This window comes from Bradyrhizobium sp. STM 3562 (genome assembly GCF_045571435.1).
Taxonomy (GTDB): Bacteria; Pseudomonadota; Alphaproteobacteria; order Rhizobiales; family Xanthobacteraceae; genus Bradyrhizobium.
Map to the genome: position 1 here is coordinate 3,876,370 of NZ_CP120694.1, position 22,009 is coordinate 3,898,378.

General features: G+C 62.4%; 19 protein-coding genes and 1 tRNA gene. 15 read left to right on the forward strand and 5 right to left on the reverse strand.

All coding sequences use genetic code 11. The features are described from left to right. Window position 1 precedes the first annotated feature (1 nt). Complete coding sequence (locus tag P6U23_RS17780) at window positions 2-1,021, reverse strand: 2-dehydropantoate 2-reductase (protein WP_407180995.1); 1,020 nt, start codon at window positions 1,019-1,021, stop codon at window positions 2-4. An 82-nt stretch (window positions 1,022-1,103) separates the two neighbouring features. After that, complete coding sequence (locus tag P6U23_RS17785; protein ID WP_407180996.1) at window positions 1,104-1,517, reverse strand: CBS domain-containing protein; 414 nt, start codon at window positions 1,515-1,517, stop codon at window positions 1,104-1,106. Between the two features lie 230 nt (window positions 1,518-1,747). On the opposite strand from P6U23_RS17785, the gene P6U23_RS17790 reads away from it, so the two are divergent. From P6U23_RS17790 to P6U23_RS17835, 10 genes are all read left to right on the forward strand, one after another. Continuing rightward, complete coding sequence (locus P6U23_RS17790; RefSeq protein WP_407180997.1) at window positions 1,748-2,599, forward strand: IclR family transcriptional regulator; 852 nt, start codon at window positions 1,748-1,750, stop codon at window positions 2,597-2,599. Window positions 2,600-2,781: 182 nt separating this feature from the next. Then, a complete protein-coding gene (gcl, locus tag P6U23_RS17795; RefSeq protein ID WP_407180998.1) occupies window positions 2,782-4,569 on the forward strand; it encodes a glyoxylate carboligase in 1,788 nt (595 codons plus the stop codon). A 44-nt stretch (window positions 4,570-4,613) separates the two neighbouring features. Continuing rightward, entirely contained in the window at window positions 4,614-5,399 is a 786-nt protein-coding gene (gene hyi / locus P6U23_RS17800) for a hydroxypyruvate isomerase (RefSeq protein ID WP_407180999.1), read from the forward strand. Between the two features lie 24 nt (window positions 5,400-5,423). Continuing rightward, on the forward strand, window positions 5,424-6,311 hold the full coding sequence (locus P6U23_RS17805) for a 2-hydroxy-3-oxopropionate reductase (RefSeq protein ID WP_407181000.1): 888 nt from the start codon (window positions 5,424-5,426) through the stop codon (window positions 6,309-6,311). 262 nt (window positions 6,312-6,573) lie between these two features. After that, window positions 6,574-6,647 (forward strand) — tRNA-Gln (locus P6U23_RS17810). A gap of 427 nt (window positions 6,648-7,074) precedes the next feature. Beyond that, the gene (locus P6U23_RS17815; protein WP_407181001.1) at window positions 7,075-8,325 is read left to right on the forward strand and encodes an ABC transporter substrate-binding protein; all 1,251 of its coding nucleotides are present in this window, start codon (window positions 7,075-7,077) and stop codon (window positions 8,323-8,325) included. 26 nt (window positions 8,326-8,351) lie between these two features. Next, the gene (locus P6U23_RS17820; protein ID WP_407181002.1) at window positions 8,352-9,272 is read left to right on the forward strand and encodes a branched-chain amino acid ABC transporter permease; all 921 of its coding nucleotides are present in this window, start codon (window positions 8,352-8,354) and stop codon (window positions 9,270-9,272) included. Next, window positions 9,272-10,270 (forward strand): branched-chain amino acid ABC transporter permease, encoded by a 999-nt coding sequence (locus P6U23_RS17825; protein WP_407181003.1) that lies wholly within the window; start codon window positions 9,272-9,274, stop codon window positions 10,268-10,270. The genes P6U23_RS17820 and P6U23_RS17825 overlap by 1 nt, the downstream gene beginning before the upstream one ends. After that, window positions 10,260-11,027 carry an ABC transporter ATP-binding protein gene (locus tag P6U23_RS17830; RefSeq protein ID WP_407181004.1) on the forward strand — a complete coding sequence of 256 codons (768 nt, stop codon included), beginning with the start codon at window positions 10,260-10,262 and terminating at the stop codon, window positions 11,025-11,027. Before P6U23_RS17825 ends, P6U23_RS17830 begins: the two co-directional genes overlap by 11 nt. Continuing rightward, complete coding sequence (locus P6U23_RS17835) at window positions 11,024-11,743, forward strand: ABC transporter ATP-binding protein (protein WP_407181005.1); 720 nt, start codon at window positions 11,024-11,026, stop codon at window positions 11,741-11,743. Before P6U23_RS17830 ends, P6U23_RS17835 begins: the two co-directional genes overlap by 4 nt. Before the next feature lie 49 nt (window positions 11,744-11,792). On the opposite strand, the gene P6U23_RS17840 is transcribed toward P6U23_RS17835, so the two are convergent. Both P6U23_RS17840 and P6U23_RS17845 read right to left on the reverse strand, forming a co-directional pair. Continuing rightward, a complete protein-coding gene (locus tag P6U23_RS17840) occupies window positions 11,793-14,936 on the reverse strand; it encodes a multidrug efflux RND transporter permease subunit (protein ID WP_407181006.1) in 3,144 nt (1,047 codons plus the stop codon). Then, window positions 14,933-16,102 (reverse strand): efflux RND transporter periplasmic adaptor subunit, encoded by a 1,170-nt coding sequence (locus P6U23_RS17845; RefSeq protein WP_407181007.1) that lies wholly within the window; start codon window positions 16,100-16,102, stop codon window positions 14,933-14,935. Before P6U23_RS17845 ends, P6U23_RS17840 begins: the two co-directional genes overlap by 4 nt. Window positions 16,103-16,251: 149 nt before the next feature. On the opposite strand from P6U23_RS17845, the gene P6U23_RS17850 reads away from it, so the two are divergent. The 5 genes from P6U23_RS17850 (at window position 16,252) to P6U23_RS17870 (ending at window position 20,765) form a co-directional block, all read left to right on the forward strand. Then, window positions 16,252-16,713 (forward strand): MarR family winged helix-turn-helix transcriptional regulator, encoded by a 462-nt coding sequence (locus P6U23_RS17850; RefSeq protein ID WP_407181008.1) that lies wholly within the window; start codon window positions 16,252-16,254, stop codon window positions 16,711-16,713. Window positions 16,714-16,763: 50 nt separating this feature from the next. Further along, on the forward strand, window positions 16,764-16,919 hold the full coding sequence (locus P6U23_RS17855; protein ID WP_407181009.1) for a hypothetical protein: 156 nt from the start codon (window positions 16,764-16,766) through the stop codon (window positions 16,917-16,919). Window positions 16,920-17,071: 152 nt separating this feature from the next. Next, the gene (locus P6U23_RS17860) at window positions 17,072-17,311 is read left to right on the forward strand and encodes a hypothetical protein (protein WP_407181010.1); all 240 of its coding nucleotides are present in this window, start codon (window positions 17,072-17,074) and stop codon (window positions 17,309-17,311) included. Window positions 17,312-17,517: 206 nt separating this feature from the next. Further along, complete coding sequence (locus P6U23_RS17865) at window positions 17,518-20,067, forward strand: TonB-dependent receptor (RefSeq protein ID WP_407181501.1); 2,550 nt, start codon at window positions 17,518-17,520, stop codon at window positions 20,065-20,067. Between the two features lie 8 nt (window positions 20,068-20,075). Then, complete coding sequence (locus tag P6U23_RS17870) at window positions 20,076-20,765, forward strand: Fe2+-dependent dioxygenase (protein ID WP_407181011.1); 690 nt, start codon at window positions 20,076-20,078, stop codon at window positions 20,763-20,765. Between the two features lie 70 nt (window positions 20,766-20,835). Here the strand turns inward: P6U23_RS17870 and P6U23_RS17875 are convergent, their stop codons facing one another. Continuing rightward, on the reverse strand, window positions 20,836-21,822 hold the full coding sequence (locus P6U23_RS17875) for an integrase core domain-containing protein (RefSeq protein ID WP_407176980.1): 987 nt from the start codon (window positions 21,820-21,822) through the stop codon (window positions 20,836-20,838). Window positions 21,823-22,009: the final 187 nt, after the last annotated feature.

Genomic DNA, 22,009 nt, shown 5'->3' on the forward strand with positions numbered 1-22,009 from the left:
ATCACGCCACCTCCAGTGATCTTGCTTCACCAAGACCGCCTGTGCCGTCGTAAAGACCCGCGAGGCGGCAGCGCTGCGCGACCAGCGCCAGCACCGCATCGATCGCAGGCGTTGCAATCCCGGTCATCCGGCCCATCTCCTGGACCACGGTGATGAGGGGATCGATCTCGACGGGGCGTCCGCGCTCGAGATCCTGCAGCATCGATGTCTTGTGCGCGCCGACCTTGCGGGCGCCTTCGATGCGGCGTTCGACATCGACGCGAAACTTGACGCCAAGATTTTCCGCAATTGTCTGGGCCTCCAGCATGATCGTCTTGGACAGCGCGCGGGTGCCGACATCCGTGCAGATCACGTCAAGCGTCGCGTGGGTCAGCGCGCTGATCGGGTTGAAACAGACATTGCCCCACAGCTTGAGCCAGATCTCATCGCGGATGCGTTCGAGGACCGGCGCCTTCATGCCCGCCGCCGTGAACAGATCGGAAAGACCCTTGATGTCGGGCGTGATGTCGCCCGAGGGCTCGCCCAGCGGAAAATTGTTGCCATAGACGTGACGGATCACGCCGGGCGCTTCGATCTCGGTCGCTGGATAGACAACGCAGCCGATGGCGCGTTGGGGGCCAAGCTCGCGCCACTGCCGGCCGCCAGGATCGATGCTCTCAAGCGTTGAGCCTTCGTGCCGGCCGCCGTGCTTGTAGAAATACCAATAGGGAATCCCGTTGACGGCGGTGACGATGCGCGTCCGCTGGCCGAGCAGGGGCTGCATCCGCTCGATTACGCCGGTGATCGAATGCGCCTTGAGGCAGATGATGACGAAATCCTGCTCGCCAAGTTCGGCAGGATCGTCGGTGCAGCGCGGATGCACCACGCGCTCCTCACCACCGATCAGGAGCTTCAACCCGTTCTGCCGCATCGCGGCGAGATGGGCACCGCGCGCGACCAGGCTGACATCGGCGCCTGCGCGCATGAATTCGACACCGAGATAACCGCCGATCGCGCCGGCGCCGTAGATGCAGATCCTCATGAAACCCTCGCGAGCAGAGTGAAGACACAGCACGAGCCGCGCCGGCTCGAACCGATTTGCGTGGTCGTGACGAAAAAAGCCGTCAGGCCGCCTGCACCGCGCCGGCGGCAGTCTCATCGTAGGCAAAGGCGATGTCCCGCAGGCTGACGACCCCGACGAGCCGTCCATTGTCGATGACGGGGACGTACCGGATTTGGTGGCGGCTCATGAGATGCTCGACATGAGCGAGCGTGTCCTGCGAACTGCATGACACCAGCGGCCGCGGCGAGACGAATTGGCAAAGCTTCAGGGCAAGGCCGCTCGCGCCGCGCTCGGCGATCGCGGTGACGATATCGCGCTCGCAGAATATCCCGACCACTGCGTACGAAGCATTCCTGACGACAAGTGCGCCGACGTTGCTGGTGCGCATGAGGCCCGCCGCAATGCCGACAGTCTCGTCCGAGCCGATCGCGACCGCGCGCAGGCTTTTGTTGCGCAGGATGTCTCCAACGTACATGGCAACGTCCTCCCGGATTGAGAATGAGTGTTACGACACGATCGTGGTATACATTATCCCAATAGTCAAACAGAAACTGACGGCAGATTCCGATTATAAACGGCACGAATGCTGACCTATTTACGCCGTCTACAGTCTTGACACCGCCTCTTATTGGCATGCCAAATGCCACAACGGTTTCCTTGCATGTGCAACGAGATCCGAACCGCGAATCCAGAAGGCACCTCCTCATGAAAAGAGAGCTGGTCCGGCGCAAGCCATCCGATCCCGGCATTCGCGCCCAGTTGGATCAGGATGCGCGAGACGGCGGCGTTCAATCCGTCGATCGCGCACTGCAAATCATTGAGACACTTGCTGAGGACGACGAAGGTTATCGGCTCACCGATCTTGCGATCCGCACGGGCTTGTCGCCCTCGACCGTTCATCGCTTGCTGACGACGCTCGAGAACCGCCGGTTCGTGCAGTTCGACCGCGAGGAGTCCAAATGGCACATTGGCGCGCAGAGCTTCGTCGTCGGTTCAACTTTCGTGCGCCGCCGGAATTTTGCCGCCCAGGCGCTCCCATATTTGCGCAAGCTGCGTGACCAGACCAGGGAAACGGCCAATCTTGCCGTTGTCGACGATGAATCCATCATTGTCGTGTCCCGCATCGAGAGTCGGGAGATCATGCGTTCGCTGACCAAGGTTGGTGGACGCGTCGCAATGATCGCTTCGGGGCTGGGCAAGGCGGTGCTCGCCACTTATTCCGATGCCGACGTCAACGCCATCATTCGCCGCCAGGGCATGCCGCGCGTGACGGAAAAGTCGATCGTGCGACCTGGTGAGTTGTTCAAGGAATTGGAGGCCGTGCGGCGCCAGGGCTATGCAGTGGACAATGAAGAGGCTCGGCTCGGCCTGCGCTGCGTGGCCGCGGTCGTCTTCAATGATTGCGGCGAGCCGTTTGCAGCAATCTCGGTATCGGGTATGGCGGATCGGTTGACGGACGAGCGCTTGCCGGAGATCGGCGCAATCGTGCGCGAGGTCGCAGCCGAATTGACCGCCGAGCTGCGCGGGAGCGGCCGCGCGCGGGTGGAACGGGCGTGAAGCTCGTTCCTTCCCATCTGGCGCGATTTTCCAACGTTTTGCTGTGGCTAATCGTTTGAAGACGCGCGGAAAATCGCACACGCTGCCATAGCGCGGAAAAATTCAATCGATTGCATTGAGATCGATGCTCCCTGCCTTGATGATCCTGCTCAGGCCAACTCGTAACGAAGCGGGGTCATCAGATGAAAATGCGAGCGGTGGATGCAGCGGTGCGCATTCTCGAACGAGAGGGGATCACTTGCGCGTTCGGTGTCCCCGGGGCCGCGATCAACCCGCTTTACTCGGCGCTAAAGCGGCGCGGTTCGATCCGCCACATCCTGGCGCGTCACGTCGAGGGTGCCTCCCACATGGCCGAAGGCTACACGCGCGCCAAGGCGGACAATATCGGAGTGTGCATCGGCACGTCGGGGCCCGCTGGCACCGACATGATCACCGGTCTCTATTCGGCGATTGCGGATTCGATTCCGATCCTCTGCATCACCGGACAGGCGCCGCGGGCGCGGCTCTATAAGGAAGACTTCCAGGCGGTCGACATCGAGGCGATCGCAAAGCCGGTGACGAAATGGGCGGTCACGGTCCGTGAGCCGGCGCTGGTGCCGCGCGTGTTCAGCCAGGCCTTTCACATCATGCGCTCGGGACGGCCGGGGCCCGTCTTGATCGACCTGCCGCTCGATGTGCAGCTTGCTGAGATCGAATTCGACGACGAGACCTATTCGTCATTGCCGGTCTATAAGCCCACAGCGACCCGCAAGCAGATCGAGAAGGCGCTCGAGATGCTCAATGCGGCGGAGCGTCCATTGATCGTTGCAGGTGGCGGCGTGATCAACGCTGATGCCTCGGAGCTTCTGGTCGCCTTCGCGGAGACGGTGAACGTTCCCGTGGTGCCGACGCTAATGGGCTGGGGCGTCATTCCCGACGATCACCCGCTCATGGCGGGCATGGTCGGCTTGCAGACCAGCCATCGTTACGCCAATGCCACCATGCTCGAATCCGATTTTGTGCTCGGCATCGGCAATCGCTGGGCCAACAGGCACACGGGCTCGATCGAGACCTACACAAAGGGGCGCAAATTCGTCCATGTCGATATCGAACCGACCCAGATCGGCCGCGTCTTCAATCCCGATCTCGGCATCGTGTCGGACGCCAAAGCCGCATTGGAATTGTTTGCGAGCGTTGCCACGGAGTGGCGCAAGTCGGGGCAGTTGCGCGACCGACAGGCCTGGCCTGCCGCCTGTCGCGACCGCAAGCGCTCGATGCTGCGCAAGAGCCACTTCGACAATATCCCAATCAAGCCGCAGCGGGTGTACGAGGAAATGACCAAGGCCTTCGGCCGCGACACCTGCTATGTGACGGTGATCGGATTGTCGCAGATCGCCGGTGCGCAATTTCTGAGCGTCTATCGACCGCGCAACTGGATCAATGCGGGGCAGGCGGGGCCGCTCGGGTGGACGCTGCCAGCCGCGCTCGGGGTGCGTGCCGCCGATCCGGACCGCGAGATTGTCGCGTTGTCCGGCGACTATGATTTCCAGTTCCTGATTGAGGAGCTTGCGGTCGGGGCGCAGTTCAATCTGCCCTACATTCACGTCGTCGTGAATAATTCCTACCTCGGGCTGATCCGGCAGGCCCAGCGCGGCCTCGACATGGATTACCAGGTCCAACTGTCGTTCGAGAACATCAACGCGCCGGAGATCGGCGTCTATGGCGTCGATCACGTCGCAGTGGCCGAGGGTTTGGGCTGCAAGGCGATCCGCGTCACCGATCCCGAAGATGCACAGAGGGCATTCGCGACCGCGCGCGATCTGATGGCCAGACATCGCGTGCCCGTGGTGGTCGAATTCATTCTCGAACGCGTCACCAACATCGCGATGGGTACCGAGATCGACAACATCGTCGAGTTCGAGGAGGTGCTGGATCTCCCGCTCGACGACGTGCCGAGCGCGCCGAAGTCCGGCACCCTGCTGCCGGCCTGATGCCATCTGTTCAAGCGAAATTCGAACGCGAAGGACGTTGAACCGTGCCGCAATTTGCCGCCAACCTGACCATGCTTTTCAACGAGCTACCATTTGTCGACCGCTTTGCGGCCGCCAAGAGCGCCGGCTTCGCCGCTGTCGAGTATCTGTTTCCCTATGAGCACGACAAGGCGCTGCTTGCGGAACAGCTAGCGCGCTACGGTCTGATGCAGGTGCTGCACAATCTGCCTGCGGGCAACTGGGCCGCCGGCGAGCGCGGCATCGCCATCCTGCCCGATCGGATCGAGGAATTTCGCGACGGCGTGGCTCGCGCGATCGAATACGCCAAGGCGCTGGACTGCCGTCAGCTCAACTGCCTGGTCGGGATCGCGCCGCCCGACGTGGATTCGACTCTGCTGAACGAGGTGCTGGTCGGCAATCTGCGCTTTGCGGCGGCTGCGCTGGGCCAGCAGGGTATCAAGCTCCTGATCGAGCCGATCAACACGATCGATATTCCCGGTTTCTTCCTGAACCGAACGGAGCAGGCGGTGCAACTCATCTCGGAAGTACGCTCGCCCAATCTGTTCATCCAATATGATATCTACCACATGCAGATCATGGAAGGCGATCTCGCGCGAACGCTGCAGAAGCATCTCCATCGCATCGCCCATGTGCAGCTCGCCGACAATCCCGGCCGGAATGAGCCCGGCACCGGCGAGATCAACTACTCCTATCTGTTCAGGCATCTCGATGCGATCGGTTATCGCGGCTGGATCGGATGCGAATACAAACCGCGCACCACCACGCTCGAAAGCCTCGGCTGGCATGCCGCGCATACGTTCGAGACCTAATCACAGCTCACAGGATCGACCACGATGAAAAACATTGGCTTCATTGGCCTGGGCACCATGGGGCGCCCGATGGCGCAGCATCTGCTGGCGGCAGGGCATCGCCTGTTGCTGCACGACGTCGCGCCTGTCGCGCCGGAGCTGATATCGGCCGGCGGCATCGTGTGCGACTCGGCAAAGCATGTGGCGCAGGAGTCCGATGCCGTGATCATCATGGTGCCGGATACGCCGCATGTGGAGGCGGTGTTGTTCGCCAAAGGCGGCGTTGCGGAAGGGCTTTCGAAGGGGATGATCGTCACCGACATGAGTTCGATCTCGCCGCTCGCGACCAAGGAGTTCGCGCGGCGGATCGAGGCGCTCGGGGCCGATTATCTCGACGCGCCGGTCTCGGGCGGCGAGGTCGGCGCCAAGGCTGCAAGCCTCACCATCATGGTCGGCGGCAAGGAGCGCGCGTTCAACATGATGAAGCCCGTGTTCGACAAGATGGGCAAGAATGTCACGCTGGTCGGCGGCAACGGCGATGGCCAAACCACCAAGGTTGCGAACCAGATCATCGTGGCGCTGACCATCGAGGCGGTGAGCGAGGCCTTGCTGTTTGCGTCCAAGGCCGGCGCCGATCCCGGGCTGGTGCGGCAGGCCCTGATGGGCGGCTTTGCGTCGTCCCGGATCCTCGAAGTGCACGGCGAGCGCATGCTGAAGCGCAATTTTGATCCGGGTTTTCGCATTGAGCTGCATCAGAAGGATCTCAATCTCGCGTTGGAAGGCGCGCGAGCGCTCGGGCTATCCCTGCCGGGTACAGCCTCAGCCCAGCAGCTTTTCAATGCCTGTACCGCCCTTGGCGGCAAAGCGTGGGACCATTCGGCCATTTTGAGAGCGCTGGAGGTGATGGCCGGCCACGAAGTCGGGGCTGCCTGAGCTGCACGCCGTTCCCAGCTCCTTTGGAGGCGGGTCACCCCAACCCAGATTACGCCGTCACTCTCGATCAGAAGCATACGGTTCGAGGACCAGATGAAGGTCGCCACCGACGGCCGGAAGCGGCTGCGCCTTGTCAACAAGGAGGACTGGACCGCGAACGCCGACGACGCTATATGGACACCGTCAGACCGGCCGATTTGCAAAACTCTGGCCGGCCTTGCGAAACTACCGAAAAAAAGTGCTGCAATATCAGCATCTTCGGTGGGGAATGGTGTAACGGTAGCACAACAGACTCTGACTCTGTTTGTCTTGGTTCGAATCCAGGTTCCCCAGCCAGCAAATCTGTCCCCTCCGCATCCTAGACCTCCAGGCTTATGGCCGGCTTGATGCCGCCGTCGGTTCGTGGCCGGCGGAACGTCCGGTCCCTTATGCGCCGGGCGCCGAAACCGCGCGGGTGGGGCGGGAGGCTGGGGCGAGCGAGTGGTGGCCAGGCGCTTTCGATCGGGCCTCTTCCGGGGAGGACTTCGTGCGCGAGTCTTTGGCGATGTGAGACGTCCGCCATGCGAGCACACTTGCACCTGTCGGCAAGGTCGTACGCGCTATCGACTAACGATCTAGCGCCACAAACCCATTGTGCCCGATGCATCAGCTTGCCGGGGCCTATGGCGCATGTAATGCTGCAAGAAAAGAAGGGGCTATGCTGCACGCGCGTCTCGCCCCTCTAAAAAATTGACATTGGGACCACGTTTCGGGAGGCCATCGGATGCAATTCAAGCAGCTCCTCGGGCTTACCTGCGCCGCCGCGATCGCGATTGGGCTGACGGGCCGGGCGTTGGCCGAGGACAAGGTCATCAAGATCGGCGCGATCTTTCCGATGACCGGTAACGCCGCCAGTGCCGGCCTCCATGCCAAAGCCGCGCTCGAAGTCGCCGAGGATATCATCAACAACGCGCATCCCGAGCTTGGCGATTTGCCGCTCGCCAAGAATGCCGGTCTTGCCGGCCTCGGCGGCGCCAAGGTCCGGGTCACCTTCGCCGACAATCAGGGCAGCCCCGCTACCGGGCAGAACCAGGCGCTGCGGCTGATTACCGAGGAAAAAGTAGTCGCGCTGACCGGCGCGTATCAATCCGGCATCACGCTGACCGCCAGCGCCATTGCCGAGAAATACGGGATCCCGTTCGTCAATGGGGAGTCGGTCGCGGCCAATCTCACCGAGCGCGGCTTCAAATGGTTCTTTCGAACGACGCCGATCGCGACCGATATCGTGAAGGTCTACTATGACTTTCTGGCCGACATGAAGGCGCAGGGCATCAAGGCGGACAGCATCGCGCTGGTCCATGACAACACCGAATACGGCACCTCGGTCGCGAACACCATCGCCGCAGGCTTCAAGGAAAAGGGCCTGAATCCTCTCGATATCGCCTATGTTTCAAACGCGACGGACCTGCAGAGCCAGGTGTTGCAGCTCAAGGAAAAGAAGCCCGACGTCGTCATCATGATCAGCTACACGTCGGATGCGATCCTGTTTGCCAAGACCATGCAGGCCCAGGACTACAAGCCGTCGATGCTGCTCTGCGACGATTCCGGCTATTCCGACCCGTCCTTCATCAAATCTGTCGGCAAGATTTCGCAAGGCGTCCTCAATCGCTCCTCCTGGAGCGTCGGACCTCCGGGCTCGCCGACGGCAATCATCGCCGAGATGTACAAGAAGAAGAGCGGCGACGAGATGGATGACACCGCGGGCCGCGAGATGCAGGGCTTTTTCGTACTGGTGGACGCGATCGACCGCGCCGGCTCGACCGATCCGGCCAAAATCCAGGCGGCGCTGCGGGCCACGGATCTCAAGCCGAACCAGTTGATGATGGGCTATAAGGGCGTGAAGTTCGACGACAAGGGCCAGAACATCCTCGCCTCCGCCGTCATCATTCAGCTACAGGACGGCGAAAATTACGTCCCGGTGTGGCCGAAGGCCAATGCCGCGAAGGCGCCGGTCCTGCCTTACAAAGGCTGGTGATTGGTTCGAGGGTGGACTGAGATGTCTTGCCCTCGCTGTTTGAACCAGGCGGCAATCGCTTCGACGCAATGGCGCGCGGCCAGATGTCCTTTATTCTTGTCCAGGTAATCGTCGGCGGGCTCCTGTTGGGCGCGGTCTATGCGCTGTTTTCCTCGGGGCTCACCCTGGTCTGGGGCATGATGAACATCGTCAACTTCGCCCATGGCGATTTCGTCATGCTCGGCATGTACGTGGCGTTCGTGGTGTTCACGCTGTTCGGCGTCGGTCCGCTCGCCGGCGTGCCGTTCGCGACCCTGCTGTTGGCGTTGCTCGGCGTCGTGGTCTATTTCGCCCTGATCCGCGACATCATGAAAGGGCCGATGCTGGCGCAGATCCTCGGCACGTTCGGGCTCGCGCTGCTATTGCGCTATTCGGTGTTCTGGTGGTTCGGCGCGAACTTTCTCTCGCTGCCGCAGGACATCGTGGGCGGCACCTTCGCCTTCCTGGGCCTGCGCATCGAGGCCTCGCGGCTGCTGGCCGGTGTGGTCGCGCTTTTCGTGACGCTCGGCTTGCACCTCTTGCTGACGCGAACATCGCTGGGCTCGAAGATGCTCGCGGTAGCCGAAGACGCCACGGCGGCGCAACTCATGGGCATCCGGCCCGACACCATGCAGGCGATCGCCTGGGCGATTGCTGCGGGCGCCACGGGACTCGCCGGCGCGCTGATCGCGACCTTCTTCTATATCGTGCCCACGGTCGGGGAGACGCTCGGTATCGTCGCCTTCGTCACGGTTTCGCTCGGCGGCTTCGGCAGCGTGCCCGGCGCGCTCATCGCGGGGCTTTTGATCGGCGTCATCGAGTCACTCTCCGCCTATCTCATCGGCGATGTCTACAAGGACATCGTCGTCTACGCGCTGTTCCTTTCCTTCCTGTGGTTCCGGCCGCAGGGGCTGATGGGCAAGACGTGATGCGCCGTTTTCTTTGGCCCGCGCTGCTGTTGGCGCTGATAGTCGCCTATCCGCTGGTGTTTTCGACGCCATTCCTGCAGCGGCTCGGCGCGCTGGTTCTGCTCTATGCCATTGCCGCTTCGAGCTGGAACGTCATCGGCGGCTACGCCGGCCAGGTATCGGTCGGGCACGCCGTCTTCTTCGGCTGCGGCGCCTACGCGGCGATGGGCGCCTATTCGCATTTCGGCCTGTCGCCGCTGGTCGGCATTCCCGCCGGGATCGCGCTGGCGGCCGGCATTGCCGCCATCGTCGGCGTGCCGACGCTGCGGCTGTCCGGGCATTATTTCAGCATGGCGACGATTGCGGTCGCCGAATTGGTACGGCTGGTCGTCACCAATACCGATTATCTCGGCGCGGCGGTCGGCCTGAGCGGCCCGACCGTGCCGCGCAGCGTCTTTGATCTCTCCTTTATCTCCGCACTTCCGTACTATTACCTTTTCCTTGTCGTGCTCGCGGTGACGCTCCTCATCACCTGGTGGATGGCGAACAGCCGGATGGGATTTTACCTGCGCGCGATCAGGGATTCCGAACGTGCCGCGCGTTCGCTCGGGGCGCCGACCAGCCGCACCAAGCTCTATGCCTTCATGCTGAGCGCGGGGCTCACCAGCGTGGCCGGCGCGCTCTATGCCATGATGTTCGGCTTCGTCGATCCGGAGTCGGGCCTCGGCATTCTGATTTCCGTGAAGATCCTGATCATGGCGGCGCTCGGCGGCGCCGGCCTGCTGTTCGGGCCGCTGGTCGGGGCTGCGATCCTGGTGCCGCTGGAAGAGATTTCCAACAGCCTGCTGGGCGGGCAGGGCGCAGGGCTGACCTTTGTGGTCTATGGCGCGATCATCGTGCTGATTGCGCGCTTTCAGCCCGGCGGCATTCTCACGCTGATCAAGCGCGAGCTGGAGCGGCGCGGCAGGGCTCCGGGCAAGCAAAAGCCGCTGCCGGCAGGAGCAAGCCATGCTCCTTGAGGCACACGGTCTCACCAAAGCCTTTGGTACCTTCAGGGCGGTCGATGCGGCGAGCCTCGCATTGGAGCAGGGCGATATCCTGGGCCTGATCGGGCCCAACGGCGCCGGCAAGTCCACTTTCTTCAACTGCCTGACCGGCGATCTGGCGGTGACCTCCGGCAGGGTGCTGTTCGAAGGACGCGACATCACCGGCCTTTCGCCTGAGGCGCGCGCGCAACTGGGGCTCGCGCGCACCTTCCAGGTGCCGCAGACCTTCGAGGGCATGACCATGCTGGAGAATGTGATGATCGGGGCCTTTCTGCGCGCCTCGCATCGCACGGAAGCGGAGAAAAGGGCGCGCGCCGTGCTCGAGCGGGTCGGCATGATCAGGCTCGCCGAGTCCCCGGCGCGGTCGCTCGGCACGCCCGGCCGCAAGCGTTTGGAAATCGCCCGCGCCCTGGCAACCGAGCCAAAGGTGCTGCTGCTCGACGAGGCGATGGCCGGATTGACCCAGCACGAGGTGCAGCTCGCGATCGATCTGGTGCGCGACATCCACCGCTCTGGCGTTACGCTGGTGATCGTCGAGCACATCATGGAAGTGATCATGGCGCTGGCGAGCCGGGTCATGGTGTTTCACCAGGGCCGCGAGATCGCGCGCGGATCGCCCCGCGAGGTGACCAGCAATCCGGACGTGATCGCTGCCTATCTCGGCACCCGCGCCGCCAAGGCGGCGGCCGGCCACACGCCGCTCGAACTGATGGGCGGGCCCGTGACATGAGGGCAGCTCTGCTCAAGATCGAGCATCTGGAAGTTCGCTACGGAGATCTGATCGGGGTTTCCGACGTGTCCTTTGAGGTGCCCGAGGGCAGCGTGGTCGCGCTGCTCGGCTCCAATGGCGGCGGCAAGACCACCACCTTGAACGCGATCGCCGGCCTGATCCCCGTGCATTCCGGTTCGATCACGTTTCGCGGCGAGGAGATCGGCGGCCAAAGCGCGTTCGCGATCGTACGCAAGGGGCTGGCGTTGTCGCCGGAGGGTTGGCGGCTGTTCGTGCAGCAGAGCGTCGAGAACAATCTCCTGCTCGGCGCCACGCCGCTGAGCGACAAGGCGCGCAGGGCCGCGCTGCTCGATCGAGTCTACGGGATCTTTCCGAAATTGAAGGAGCGCCGCAATCAGCGCGCCGGCACCATGTCGGGCGGCGAGCGGCAGATGCTTGCGGTCGGGCGCGCGCTCATGAGCGACCCGAAGCTCCTGATGCTGGATGAACCCTCGCTAGGGCTCGCCCCGGCCGTCGTGGAATCGATGTACGAAACGTTTGGCCGGCTGCACCGGGAGGGCTTGACCATTCTCCTGGCCGAGCAATCCATCGAGCTGGCCCTGGAGGTGTCCGACTTTGCCACCGTGCTGCAGGTCGGCAAAAGCGTGCTGTCGGGCACCGCAGCCGCCCTGGCGCAGGACCCGCAGGTGCAACGGGCCTATCTCGGGACGGCATAACCGGCGATGGGAGACATCACCCGTCCTGTCTCGGCCGCCGCGGCGGAGCTCACTCCGCCGCCTGTTTGACCGCGCGATGCTCGTCGACGTGCTCGCCGTCCACGTCCGAGCGGCCCCAATTGGCGAAGGCGTTGGAGAGCTTGTCGAGATAGAGGTAGATCACCGGCGTCGTGAACAGCGTCAGCGCCTGGCTGACCAGCAGACCGCCGACCATCGCATAGCCGAGCGGCTGGCGGATCTCCGAACCGGTCCCGGTGCCGAGCATCAGCGGCACGCCGCCGAGCAGTGCCGCCATCGTCGTCATCATGATGGGACGAAACCGCAGCAGCGCCGCCTGCCGGATCGACTGCTCGGAGGTCATATGCTCGTCGCGCTCGGCGGCAATCGCGAAGTCGACCATCATGATGCCGTTCTTCTTCACGATGCCGATCAGGAGAATGATGCCGATCAGCGCGATCAGGCTGAAGTCGTAGCCGAACGCCATCAGGATCGCCAGCGCGCCCACGCCGGCCGAGGGCAGGGTGGAGAGAATCGTGATCGGATGGATGTAGCTCTCGTAGAGAATACCCAGGATCAGATAGACCACGACCAGCGCCGCCAGAATCAGCAGCGGCACGGTGCCGAGCGATTGTTGGAACGCCTGCGCGGTGCCCTGGAAGCTCGAGTTGAGTGTTGCCGGCGCCCCCAGATCGGTCATGCCCTTCTGCACCGCCTCGGTCGCCTGCCCGAGCGCCACGCCCTGGGCGAGGTTGAAGCTGATGGTGATCGCCGGGAACTGGCCCTGGTGGCTGATCGAGAGCGGCCGCACCGGCGCGTTGGTCCAGCTTGCAAACGCCGAGAGCGGCACCTGATCGCCCGTGCTCGGCGAGCGGACGTAGATCTTGTCCAGCGAGTCGATCTTGCCCTGCAATTCCGGCAGGATCTCCAGGATCACGTGATAGCTGTTGAGCTGGGTGAAATATTGCGTGACCTGGCGCTGTCCGAAGGCATCGTAGAGCGTGTCATCGATGAGCTGCGGGGTGATGCCGTAGCGTGAGGCAGTGTCGCGGTTGATCTTGAGCGTCAGCGTGGTGCCCTGGGTCTGCTGGTCGGTGGCGACGTCGCGCAGCTCGGGCAAGGTCTGCATCTTCGCCAGAATCTTCGGCGCCCATTCGTTGAGCTCGTCGAGATTGGCATCCTGCAGCGTGAATTCGAACTGGGTGCGCGTGGGACGGCCGCCGAGACGGACATCCTGCGCGGCCTGCATGTAAAGGCGCGCGCCGATGACCTTCTCCAGCTTGGGACGGAGCCGGGCAATGATCTGCTGCGCCGAGGCGTCGCGCTGGTCGCGCGGTTTCAAGGTGATAAAGAGGCTGCCGTTATTGCCGGCGCGGCCGCTGCCGCCGATCGCCATCGCGACGGTGGCCACGCCAGGGTCCTCCTGCACGATCTTGCCGAGGGTTTCCTGCTGCTTGACCATGTCTTGGAAGGAAATGTCCTGCGCGGCCTCCGAGGTTGCGGTGATTAGGCCGTTATCCTGTTGCGGAAAGAAGCCCTTGGGAATGATCATGAACAGGTAGACCGACAGCCCAAGGGTCGCGAAGAAGATCACCAGCGTGGTTCGCCGCCAGCGCAGGGCGAGGTCGAGCCCGCCCTCATAGGCACGCAGCATGGCGTCGAACGCCGCCTCGCTCCATTGATAGAAGCGGCCGTGCTTGACCTCGCCATGGGCGCGCAGGAAGCGCGACGCCATCATCGGCGTCAGCGTCAGCGACACGACCATGGACACGAAAATGGTCATGGCGAGCGTGACCGCGAATTCGCGGAACAGGCGGCCGATGATGCCGCCCATCAGCAGCAGCGGGATCAGCACCGCGACCAGCGAGATACTGATCGACACGATGGTGAATCCGATCTCGCCGGCGCCCTTATAGGCCGCGGCCAGCGGACTTTCGCCCTCCTCGATGTAGCGCGATATGTTCTCCAGCATCACGATGGCGTCGTCCACGACGAAGCCGACCGCAATCGTCAGCGCCATCAGCGACAAATTATCCAGCGTGTAGCCGAACACCCACATCAGGGAACACGCGCCTAACAGGGCCAGCGGCACGGTGATTGCCGGAATCACGGTCGCCCAGAAGCTGCGCAGGAAAATGAAAATCACCATCACGACAAGTGCGACAGTGAGCAGCAGCGTGAACTGAACGTCCTCGACGGCGGCACGGATAGTCTGAGTGCGATCGCTGATCAGTTCGATCTTGATCGAGGGCGGAATCGCGGCGACCAGCCGGGGCAAGAGCGATTTGATCTTGTCGACCGTCTCGATGACGTTGGCGCCCGGCTGCTTGTAGATGACGAGGAACACGCCGCGCTTGCCGTTGGCCCAGGCCGCTTGCTTGGCGTCTTCAGGCCCGGTCACCGCCCGGCCGATGTCGCGGATGCGCAACGGGCCGCCATTGCGATAGGCGATGATGACGTCGTTCCAGTCCTTGGAATCGAGGAGCTGGTCGTTGGCGTAGATGGTGTACGCCCGCTTGGTCCCATCGATATTGCCCTTGGGACTATCGACCGTCGTCAGCGCGATCTGGCTGCGGACGTCCTCGAGCGAGAGGCCTTTGGCGACCAGCTTGGCCGGATCGACCTGGACGCGGATCGAGGGTTTCTGCTGCCCGCCGATGATGACCTGCGCCACGCCGGAGATCTGGCTGATCTGCTGCGCGAGCTGGGCGTCGACGGCGTCGCTGACGGTCGTCAGCGGCAGGGTGTCCGAGGTTGCCGACAACAACAGGATCGGCGAGTCCGCCGGGTTGACCTTGCGATAGGTCGGCGGCGAGGGGAGGTTCTTCGGCAGTTGGCCGCTCGCCGCGTTGATGGCGCCTTGAACGTCATTGGCGGCGCCGTCGATGTTGCGGTTGAGATCGAACTGAATGGTGACGGCCGCGGTGCCCAGATAGCTCGTCGAGGTCATCTGGGCGATGCCGGGAATCTGCGCGAATTGCCGCTCCAGGGGCTGCGCCACCGAGGTTGCCATGGTCTCGGGGCTGGCGCCCGGCAGGGTCGCGGTGATCTGAATGGTCGGGAAGTCGACCTGGGGCAGTGGTGCGACCGGCAGAAGCGGGTAGGCCACCAGGCCGACGAACAAGATCCCCGCCATCAACAGCGAGGTGCCGATGGGGTAGCGAATGAAGGGTGCCGAAATTCCGCCGCCGTTCATTCCTGCCGAACCTTGCCTTGCGCCGCATCGGTGCTCGCCACCGCGGTGGAGACAAGCGTGCCTGGCTGGACCTTGAACTGGCCGCCGGTGATCACCTGGTCTCCCGGCGTCAGGCCCTCATCAACGACCGTGCGGCCGTCGATGGAATAGCTGACCTTGACCTTGTGCAGTTCGGCTTTGTTGTCCTTGCCGACCGTATAGGCATAGAGGCCGTTGGTTGAGTGCTGGACGGCGTCGTCAGGGACCACGGTGGCATCCTTCAATGTCTTCACCAGAAGGCGCGTGGAGACCGATTGGCCGGGCCACAGCGCATGGTTCTTGTTATCGAACACCGCTTTCAGCCGGATAGTCCCGCTGGTCGTATCGACCTGGTTGTTGATGACCGCGAGCTTGCCTTCCGCCAGCACCTTCTTGCCATCAGTGGTGATGGCGATCACCTTCAGCGGACTGACCGCCTGCGCCTCGCTGATGTAAGGAAGCTGGTCTTCCGGCGCGGTGAAGATGACCGCGATCGGCTCGACCTGTGCGATGCTCACGATACCGGTTTGGGTCGCGGCATTGACGATATTGCCGATGTCGACCTGGCGCAGGCCGACCACGCCTGAAATCGGCGCCTTGATCTGGGTGTAGTCGAGTTGGGTCTGGGCGTTGGCGATGGCAGCGTCGTCGGCCGCAATCTGCGCGGTGAGCTGCGCGACGGTCGAGCGCTGGGTGTCGGTCTGCTGGCGCGTCGCAAACTCGCCGAGCTTGGTATAGCGCTGCAGGTCGAGATTGGCGTTGGCGAGATTGGCCTCATCCTGTGCCTTCTTGGCCTTTGCCTGGTCAAGCGCCGCCTGGAACGGGCGCGGATCGATCTCGGCGAGCAGGTCGCCCTGCTTGACAAGCTGGCCTTCCTGGAAACCGATCTTGTCGATCTGCCCGTCGACGCGGGTGCGCACCTGCACGGTGTTAAAACCCTGAACCGTGCCAAGTCCGGTCAAATAGACTGGAAAGTCGGCCTTTTCGGCCGGTGCCGTGCTGACGGGAACGGCCTTGGGCTGTGCAGCGGCGGCCTGCTGGGCGCTCTTCGCTGCTTCAGAGGCTTGATAGTGCTGCCAGCTCAGATAGCCGGCACCGCCGATCACCACCAGCAGTAACAGCCACCAGATCGTCCGCGACTTCTTCATGTCGGCTCATGGGCTGAAAGGATAAGAATAATGGGTCTTCAAAACCGTTCCCAGCGCAACCAGATATAGTATGCGTGCACTTTATGTGTAAACACACTATGACTTGAGAATCCTAAACAATTGGCAATCTTCGAGGGAACGCCGGAGTCATGTCGCTCGACCTGAAACGGAAGCTCATTTCACAGCTCGTCGAAAGCTCGAGACTCCTGCGCAACTATATCGATCACCGCGCCAAGGCAAAAGGCACCACCCGCGCGCAATGGATCGTGCTGTTTCGGCTGCGCGAGCAGGAGGGATTGTCGCAGGTCGATCTTGCCGATGTGCTCGAGCTGCAGCCGATTTCGCTGGTGCGTCTGCTCGATCGGCTGGTCGAACATGGCCTGCTCGAACGACGCCACGATCCGAAGGACCGGCGCGCCAACCGCCTGTTTCTGACTCCACAGGGCCGTCAGCTCGTCGACGATCTCGACAGCCTGCGCGATGCCATCGCCACCGATGTTCTCGACACCGTCTCCACTGAAGCGATTGAAACCAGCCTGACCACGCTGCGCGACATCAAGGAGCGGATCAAGACGTTGTCCGATCCATCGGGGCACGTCGCGGCGAAGTAGCAGGGTGCGCGGACACGCGCGCCGTTCGCGCAAGACGCGTGGCTGCATTTTTGAGCGATTATCGCCGCCGGGTCATTAGCGGCATCGCCGCATCCCTCTTGGGCGTTGTACCTGCAGCTCTGCTCGGCGGCATCGGCACGATCGCGCTGGCGCTGATTTGGATGAGGCTTTTTCCCGCGCTCCGCCGGGTCGATCGTCTGGAATAGTTCGGTCGCGGAGAGTTTCGCCCTGGCTTTGGGCGCGGTGCCGGCGCAGCGCTGCTTCTCAATTTAGAACGAATTCAAATGTGCGGCGCTCCCGTTGTAAGCCGGCGGCGCGTCGGTCATACCACGTGACGCACGAATGCGCGGAGCTGTGGATGGACGAGTTGAACGGAAAAATGATCGCGTGCCAGATCCTGATCACGGGGCTGATCGCGCGCGTGGCCAATGATTCGCGCGATCCCTTGCGGTTCCTCACCGATTTTCGCGACGAGATCAAAGCGGTGGTGAAAGGCGTCAATATCGCCGGCACGAAGGATACCGATCGCGTGCGGCTCATCGCGCAGCAAACGGTCGATGAGCTGTTCTCGCTGATGAAGCCGCCGAGCAGTGACTAACGCGTCTCGCGTTGAGCACTCTTTAGAACGCTTACAAACTTCCTTTAGAACGATTTCAAACTGCAGATTAGAATCGTTTTGATCTGGACCTTTTCAAGCGTCTTCGCGTCCCGATCGCGTTGACCGCGAAATTCCCGCTCGATACCAAGGCCCAGCGCGCACGCTTGTTGCGCGCCATTGAATAATAAGTCGTGGGGCGCATGAATATGGGGCAGGTGGTCGCACCGCGATCGTTGCGTTCGTTGGCAACGGTCGGAATGGTGAGCGAAAATTTCGACGGCAATTCCGGGAAGAAAGTCTCCGCGGTCGCAGGGCTCATCGCGGTGGCGTCAGTGTCCGGAGCCGAGGCGCAGCAATCCAATCTGCCGCCGGTGACGGTCGATGCACCGGTCGCGCATCCGCGGCCTACCGCCTCAAAGCCGACGCAGGAGCAGATTCGCGCCCGCAATGCGCTCCGCCGCGCGGCGCGACAGCAGCAGCGCGTGGCGGCGGTGCCGTTTCCCAATGCCGGCGGTTTGCCGCCGGATCGCGATCCCTATGCGGATCCGGCTGCACCTTACAAGGTTGACCATCTTGCGGAGTCGGGCAGATTTCCCGAGCCGGTGTTGAATACGGCGAGGTCGGTGACGGTGCTCAGCAGGCAGGTGCTGGACGACAAGAATGCCACCAACCTCAAGCAGGCGGTCTTGAGCACGGCGGGCGTCACGCTTGGCACGGGCGAGGGTGGCAATGCCTTCGGCGACCGCTTCTTCATCCGCGGTTTCGACGCGAGAAACGACATCTTCATCGATGGGGTGCGCGATTCCGGCGTCAGCGTCCGGGAAAACTTCTTCACCGAGCAGGTCGAGATCCTGCGCGGACCCGCCTCCTCGTTCGCGGGCCGGGGTACCGCGGGCGGCGCGATCAACATCGTGACCAAGCAGGCGAACACCGAAAACAGCTTCTACAACATGGACACGACGTTCGGCACGGATAAGACCAAACGGGTCGTGCTCGACGTCAACCAGGTCATCAGCCCGACCTTCGCGGTTCGCGCTGGCGGATTGTTTCAGGACGCCGGCATCGCGGGCCGCAGCTACGTCACCGACGACCGCAGCGGCGGCTTCGTTGCGGCGAAATGGACGCCCGTTGACGCCGTCAAGATCACCGCCGATTACATCCACACCGACATCCACGGTTTGCCGGATTTCGGTGTGCCCTACTACCGGCCGAGCACGGCGAGCACCGCTGGTGGACCATTTCCGGATTTCGGCGTCAATCGTAACAATTTCTACGGTTTCGCGAATCGTGACTTCTTCCAGGTCCGTCAGGACATTGGGACGGTGAACACCGAGCTGCAGATCACGCCCGATCTCACCATCAGCGACAAGGTGAGGGCGTCGCGCTCGACTTTGAACTATATCGGGACCATCCCGGAATCGCCGGTCCTGACCAATCCGTTGTCCGCATCGACGCTGAGCGCCAATCCGCAAAGCCGCTATCAACCGACCGAGGTGCTCGCGAACCAGACGGAAGCGAGCTACAAATTCAATACGGAAGGCTGGAATCACACGGCTCTTGGAGGCGTGGAACTCTCGCGCGAAACCTCCAGCATCGACAAATATGCCGGCCTGAGCTCAGAGGCGCTCCCGGGCGGCTTCAGCGGCTCTGGTTCGTTGACCGGCGTCAGCGTGTTCTATCCGCAATACACACTGCTGCCGTTTAGTGGAACGCCGACGCTGACGGGGCTCCCGACCAAGGTCAACATCGACACCAAGAGCGTCTACCTGCTGGATTCCGCCAACTACAATGATTTCGTCATTTTGAATGGCGGTATCCGCTACGACGACTACAGCATCGCGACATCCGGCTACGGAACTGTGAATGGCGTCGCCAACGTCTTCGGCTCACAATCCGCCGATTTTGGTCTGCCCAATTTCAACCTGGGCCTGACGCTCAAGCCGCTGCCGATCACCAGCGTCTATGTCGCCTATGCGACGTCGTCCAATCCGGTCGGCGCCGAGTTCGACGGCACCAGTTCGACCTATGGCGGCCTGGCACCGGTCCTCAACGGCGCCTCCAACCAGATTTTTGGGCCTGAAAAGAACACGGCGATCGAAATCGGCAACAAATGGGAATTGTTCGACCGGCATCTGTTGGTCACCGGTGCGCTGTTCCAGACAGAGAAAGAAAACGCGCGCGAGTCGCGAAACATCACGTCGCCCGCCACCGCTACGGCGGCCTGTCCCTATCCGACCGGTACAGTTGGCACTGTCTCCTGCATCACCGCCGGCGCCGCCTATCGCATCAGGGGCATCGATCTCGAAGTCGGCGGCAAGATCACGGACAAATGGAGCGTGTTCGGCGGCCTGGTCTTGATGCAATCGGAAGTGACAAAGTCGCTTGTGCCGCCGGCCAACACCACGCTCTACACGACCAATGTGGGGCTGCCGCTGGCCAACGTCGCGCATCAATCCTTCAGCATGCTCTCCAAATATCAGTTGGATGACATGTGGGAGATCGGCGGCCAGGCGGTCTACCGCTCGAAGATGTATGGCGGCACCTTACTCGCCGCCAACCAGGGGACGTCGCTGCCGAGCTATTGGCGCTTCGACGCGTTCGCGGAAGCCAAGATCGACAAGCACTGGACGGTCAAGCTATTCGTCAACAACATCTTCGACAAGCGCTATTACGACGCCTTCTACCAGAGCGCCGCGCCATTCGTGCTCGAAGCGCCCGGCCGCGCCGCCTATCTGGTCGTCTCGGCAAGATACTGACGACGCCCATGCTGATCTGCGTCCCCGATGTTTTGAGCAAGCAGGATGTGGCGGATTTCCGCCGCATCATGGACGCCTCGGCTTGGGAGGACGGCCGCTCCACAGCAGGCGCGCAGTCGGCGCTGGTCAAGCGCAATGAGCAATTGCCGCCGGACGGCGAGGTGGCACGCAAGCTCGGCAACCGCATCATTTCGGCGCTGACGGCCAATCCGCGTTTCCTTTCGGCCGCGGTGCCTCAACATATCTTCCCGCCGCTGTTCAATCGCTATACCGCGGCGGCCGGTCATCATTTCGGTATTCACGTCGACAATGCCGTGCGCGGCGACCGCCTGACGGGCCTGCGGATTCGGACCGATCTGTCGGTGACGCTGTTCCTGTCCGAACCGGAGGAATACGACGGCGGCGAACTCGTGATCGAGGACCTCTACGGCTCTCACGAAGTCAAGCTGCCCGCCGGCGATCTCGTGCTTTATCCGGCTTCGAGCCTGCACATGGTAACGTCGGTCACGCGCGGCGCGCGCGTTGCGTCCTTCTTTTGGCTGCAGAGCATGATCCGCGACGCTCATGCGCGCAGCATGATCTTCGACCTCGACACCGCGATCCAGGCGCTCGCCGAGCGGCTGGGCCGCGATGACCCCGAAACGGTCAAGCTGACCGGCATCTATCACAACCTCATTCGCTACTGGGCCGAGGTTTAGAGCAGTCGCCGATCTGAGCGAATCGACGAGACGCGCGCCCAACCTCCGACGTCATTGCTGTGCATGTTCACTAATTCGCTGATCGAATGGTTTGAGTCTGGGCGGCGGCGAAGTCCTTTGGGGTCTTGCCGCCGAGGGCCTGATGAGGTCTGAAGTTGTTGTAGTAGATCAGGTACTCGAACAGTTCATTGGCGAAGTGCTCAAGGTTATCGAAGGTGGCGCCCTCGATGACGTCATCGTCCAGGGTTCGCCAGAACCGCTCGACCTTGCCATTGGTCTGCGGCCGGTAGGGCCTGGTGTAGCGGTGCTTGATGCCGAGCTCGATCAGCATGGCTTCGAAGGGGTGCTCCTCCGGTTTATTGCGGGAGGCGAACTCGGCCCCGTTATCAGAGAGGATCTCGGCGAACTGGACCCCATAGGTGACGCTCAGGGTGTTGATCATCTTCAGGGCCTTGAACATGACCGGCAGCGCCTTTTTCGAGGTCAGGACTTCGGCCCAGGCCAGGCGTGAGCAACTGTCGAGCAGGCTGATGATGAAGGCAGGGCTTGGCGGCGGCACCAGGAACATGTCGCGCGGCAGTTGGTGCAGGTCAATATGGCCGAGTTCCCCGATCTTGTCCTTGATAATGCGGCGTTTCTCCTCACGCATCGCCGGGGTGCGGCGGTTCAGCTCGTGGCGCTTTAGGACGCGATAGATGGTCGATGGCGAGGGTACCGTATCGCGCTGTTCACGCAAGGCGGCATGGATCTCGTATCGGTTCATGCCGCGCTTGCGGCAGGCGACGATCTCCGCCTCAATGCCTTCCGGCTGGCGGCGTTCGCGCCATTTCGGCCCGCGGCGCTGCGGCAGCAGGTCGGCCTCCGCGCCGCTGCGCAGGTAGCGGTTATAGTACTTCCGGAAGGTCTGCGAGCACGTGCCGTGGTGGCGGTAGAAATCCCCGACCCGCCGGAATGTCGCCGATCGCCCCGCTTTCACTTCCTCATACTCTGCGATCAAGAACCGCCACTTCTGAATGTAATTCCGTTCAATCGTCCGGTCGAAGCTGTTGTCGCGCATCGAATCCCCCCTGCGGGCTGGATTCGATCAGCGAATTAGTGAACATGCACAATTGCGAGCGCAAGCGAAGCAATACGGATTTTCTCCGCGGATACAGTCTGGATCGCTTCGTCGCTTTCGCTCCTCGCAATGACGGGACTGGTTGAGGGCGCTCGACCGGCCCTGCAGCTTGGCCGGCGGATGCTTT

Coding starts and splice junctions, on each gene's coding strand:
- P6U23_RS17780 (WP_407180995.1), bottom strand. CDS start 1,021: ATGAGGATCTGCATCTACGGCGCCGGCGCGATCGGCGGTTATCTCGGT.
- P6U23_RS17785 (WP_407180996.1), bottom strand. CDS start 1,517: ATGTACGTTGGAGACATCCTGCGCAACAAAAGCCTGCGCGCGGTCGCG.
- P6U23_RS17790 (WP_407180997.1), top strand. CDS start 1,748: ATGAAAAGAGAGCTGGTCCGGCGCAAGCCATCCGATCCCGGCATTCGC.
- gcl (WP_407180998.1), top strand. CDS start 2,782: ATGAAAATGCGAGCGGTGGATGCAGCGGTGCGCATTCTCGAACGAGAG.
- P6U23_RS17805 (WP_407181000.1), top strand. CDS start 5,424: ATGAAAAACATTGGCTTCATTGGCCTGGGCACCATGGGGCGCCCGATG.
- P6U23_RS17815 (WP_407181001.1), top strand. CDS start 7,075: ATGCAATTCAAGCAGCTCCTCGGGCTTACCTGCGCCGCCGCGATCGCG.
- P6U23_RS17825 (WP_407181003.1), top strand. CDS start 9,272: ATGCGCCGTTTTCTTTGGCCCGCGCTGCTGTTGGCGCTGATAGTCGCC.
- P6U23_RS17830 (WP_407181004.1), top strand. CDS start 10,260: ATGCTCCTTGAGGCACACGGTCTCACCAAAGCCTTTGGTACCTTCAGG.
- P6U23_RS17835 (WP_407181005.1), top strand. CDS start 11,024: ATGAGGGCAGCTCTGCTCAAGATCGAGCATCTGGAAGTTCGCTACGGA.
- P6U23_RS17840 (WP_407181006.1), bottom strand. CDS start 14,936: ATGAACGGCGGCGGAATTTCGGCACCCTTCATTCGCTACCCCATCGGC.
- P6U23_RS17845 (WP_407181007.1), bottom strand. CDS start 16,102: ATGAAGAAGTCGCGGACGATCTGGTGGCTGTTACTGCTGGTGGTGATC.
- P6U23_RS17850 (WP_407181008.1), top strand. CDS start 16,252: ATGTCGCTCGACCTGAAACGGAAGCTCATTTCACAGCTCGTCGAAAGC.
- P6U23_RS17860 (WP_407181010.1), top strand. CDS start 17,072: ATGGACGAGTTGAACGGAAAAATGATCGCGTGCCAGATCCTGATCACG.
- P6U23_RS17865 (WP_407181501.1), top strand. CDS start 17,518: ATGGGGCAGGTGGTCGCACCGCGATCGTTGCGTTCGTTGGCAACGGTC.
- P6U23_RS17870 (WP_407181011.1), top strand. CDS start 20,076: ATGCTGATCTGCGTCCCCGATGTTTTGAGCAAGCAGGATGTGGCGGAT.
- P6U23_RS17875 (WP_407176980.1), bottom strand. CDS start 21,822: ATGCGCGACAACAGCTTCGACCGGACGATTGAACGGAATTACATTCAG.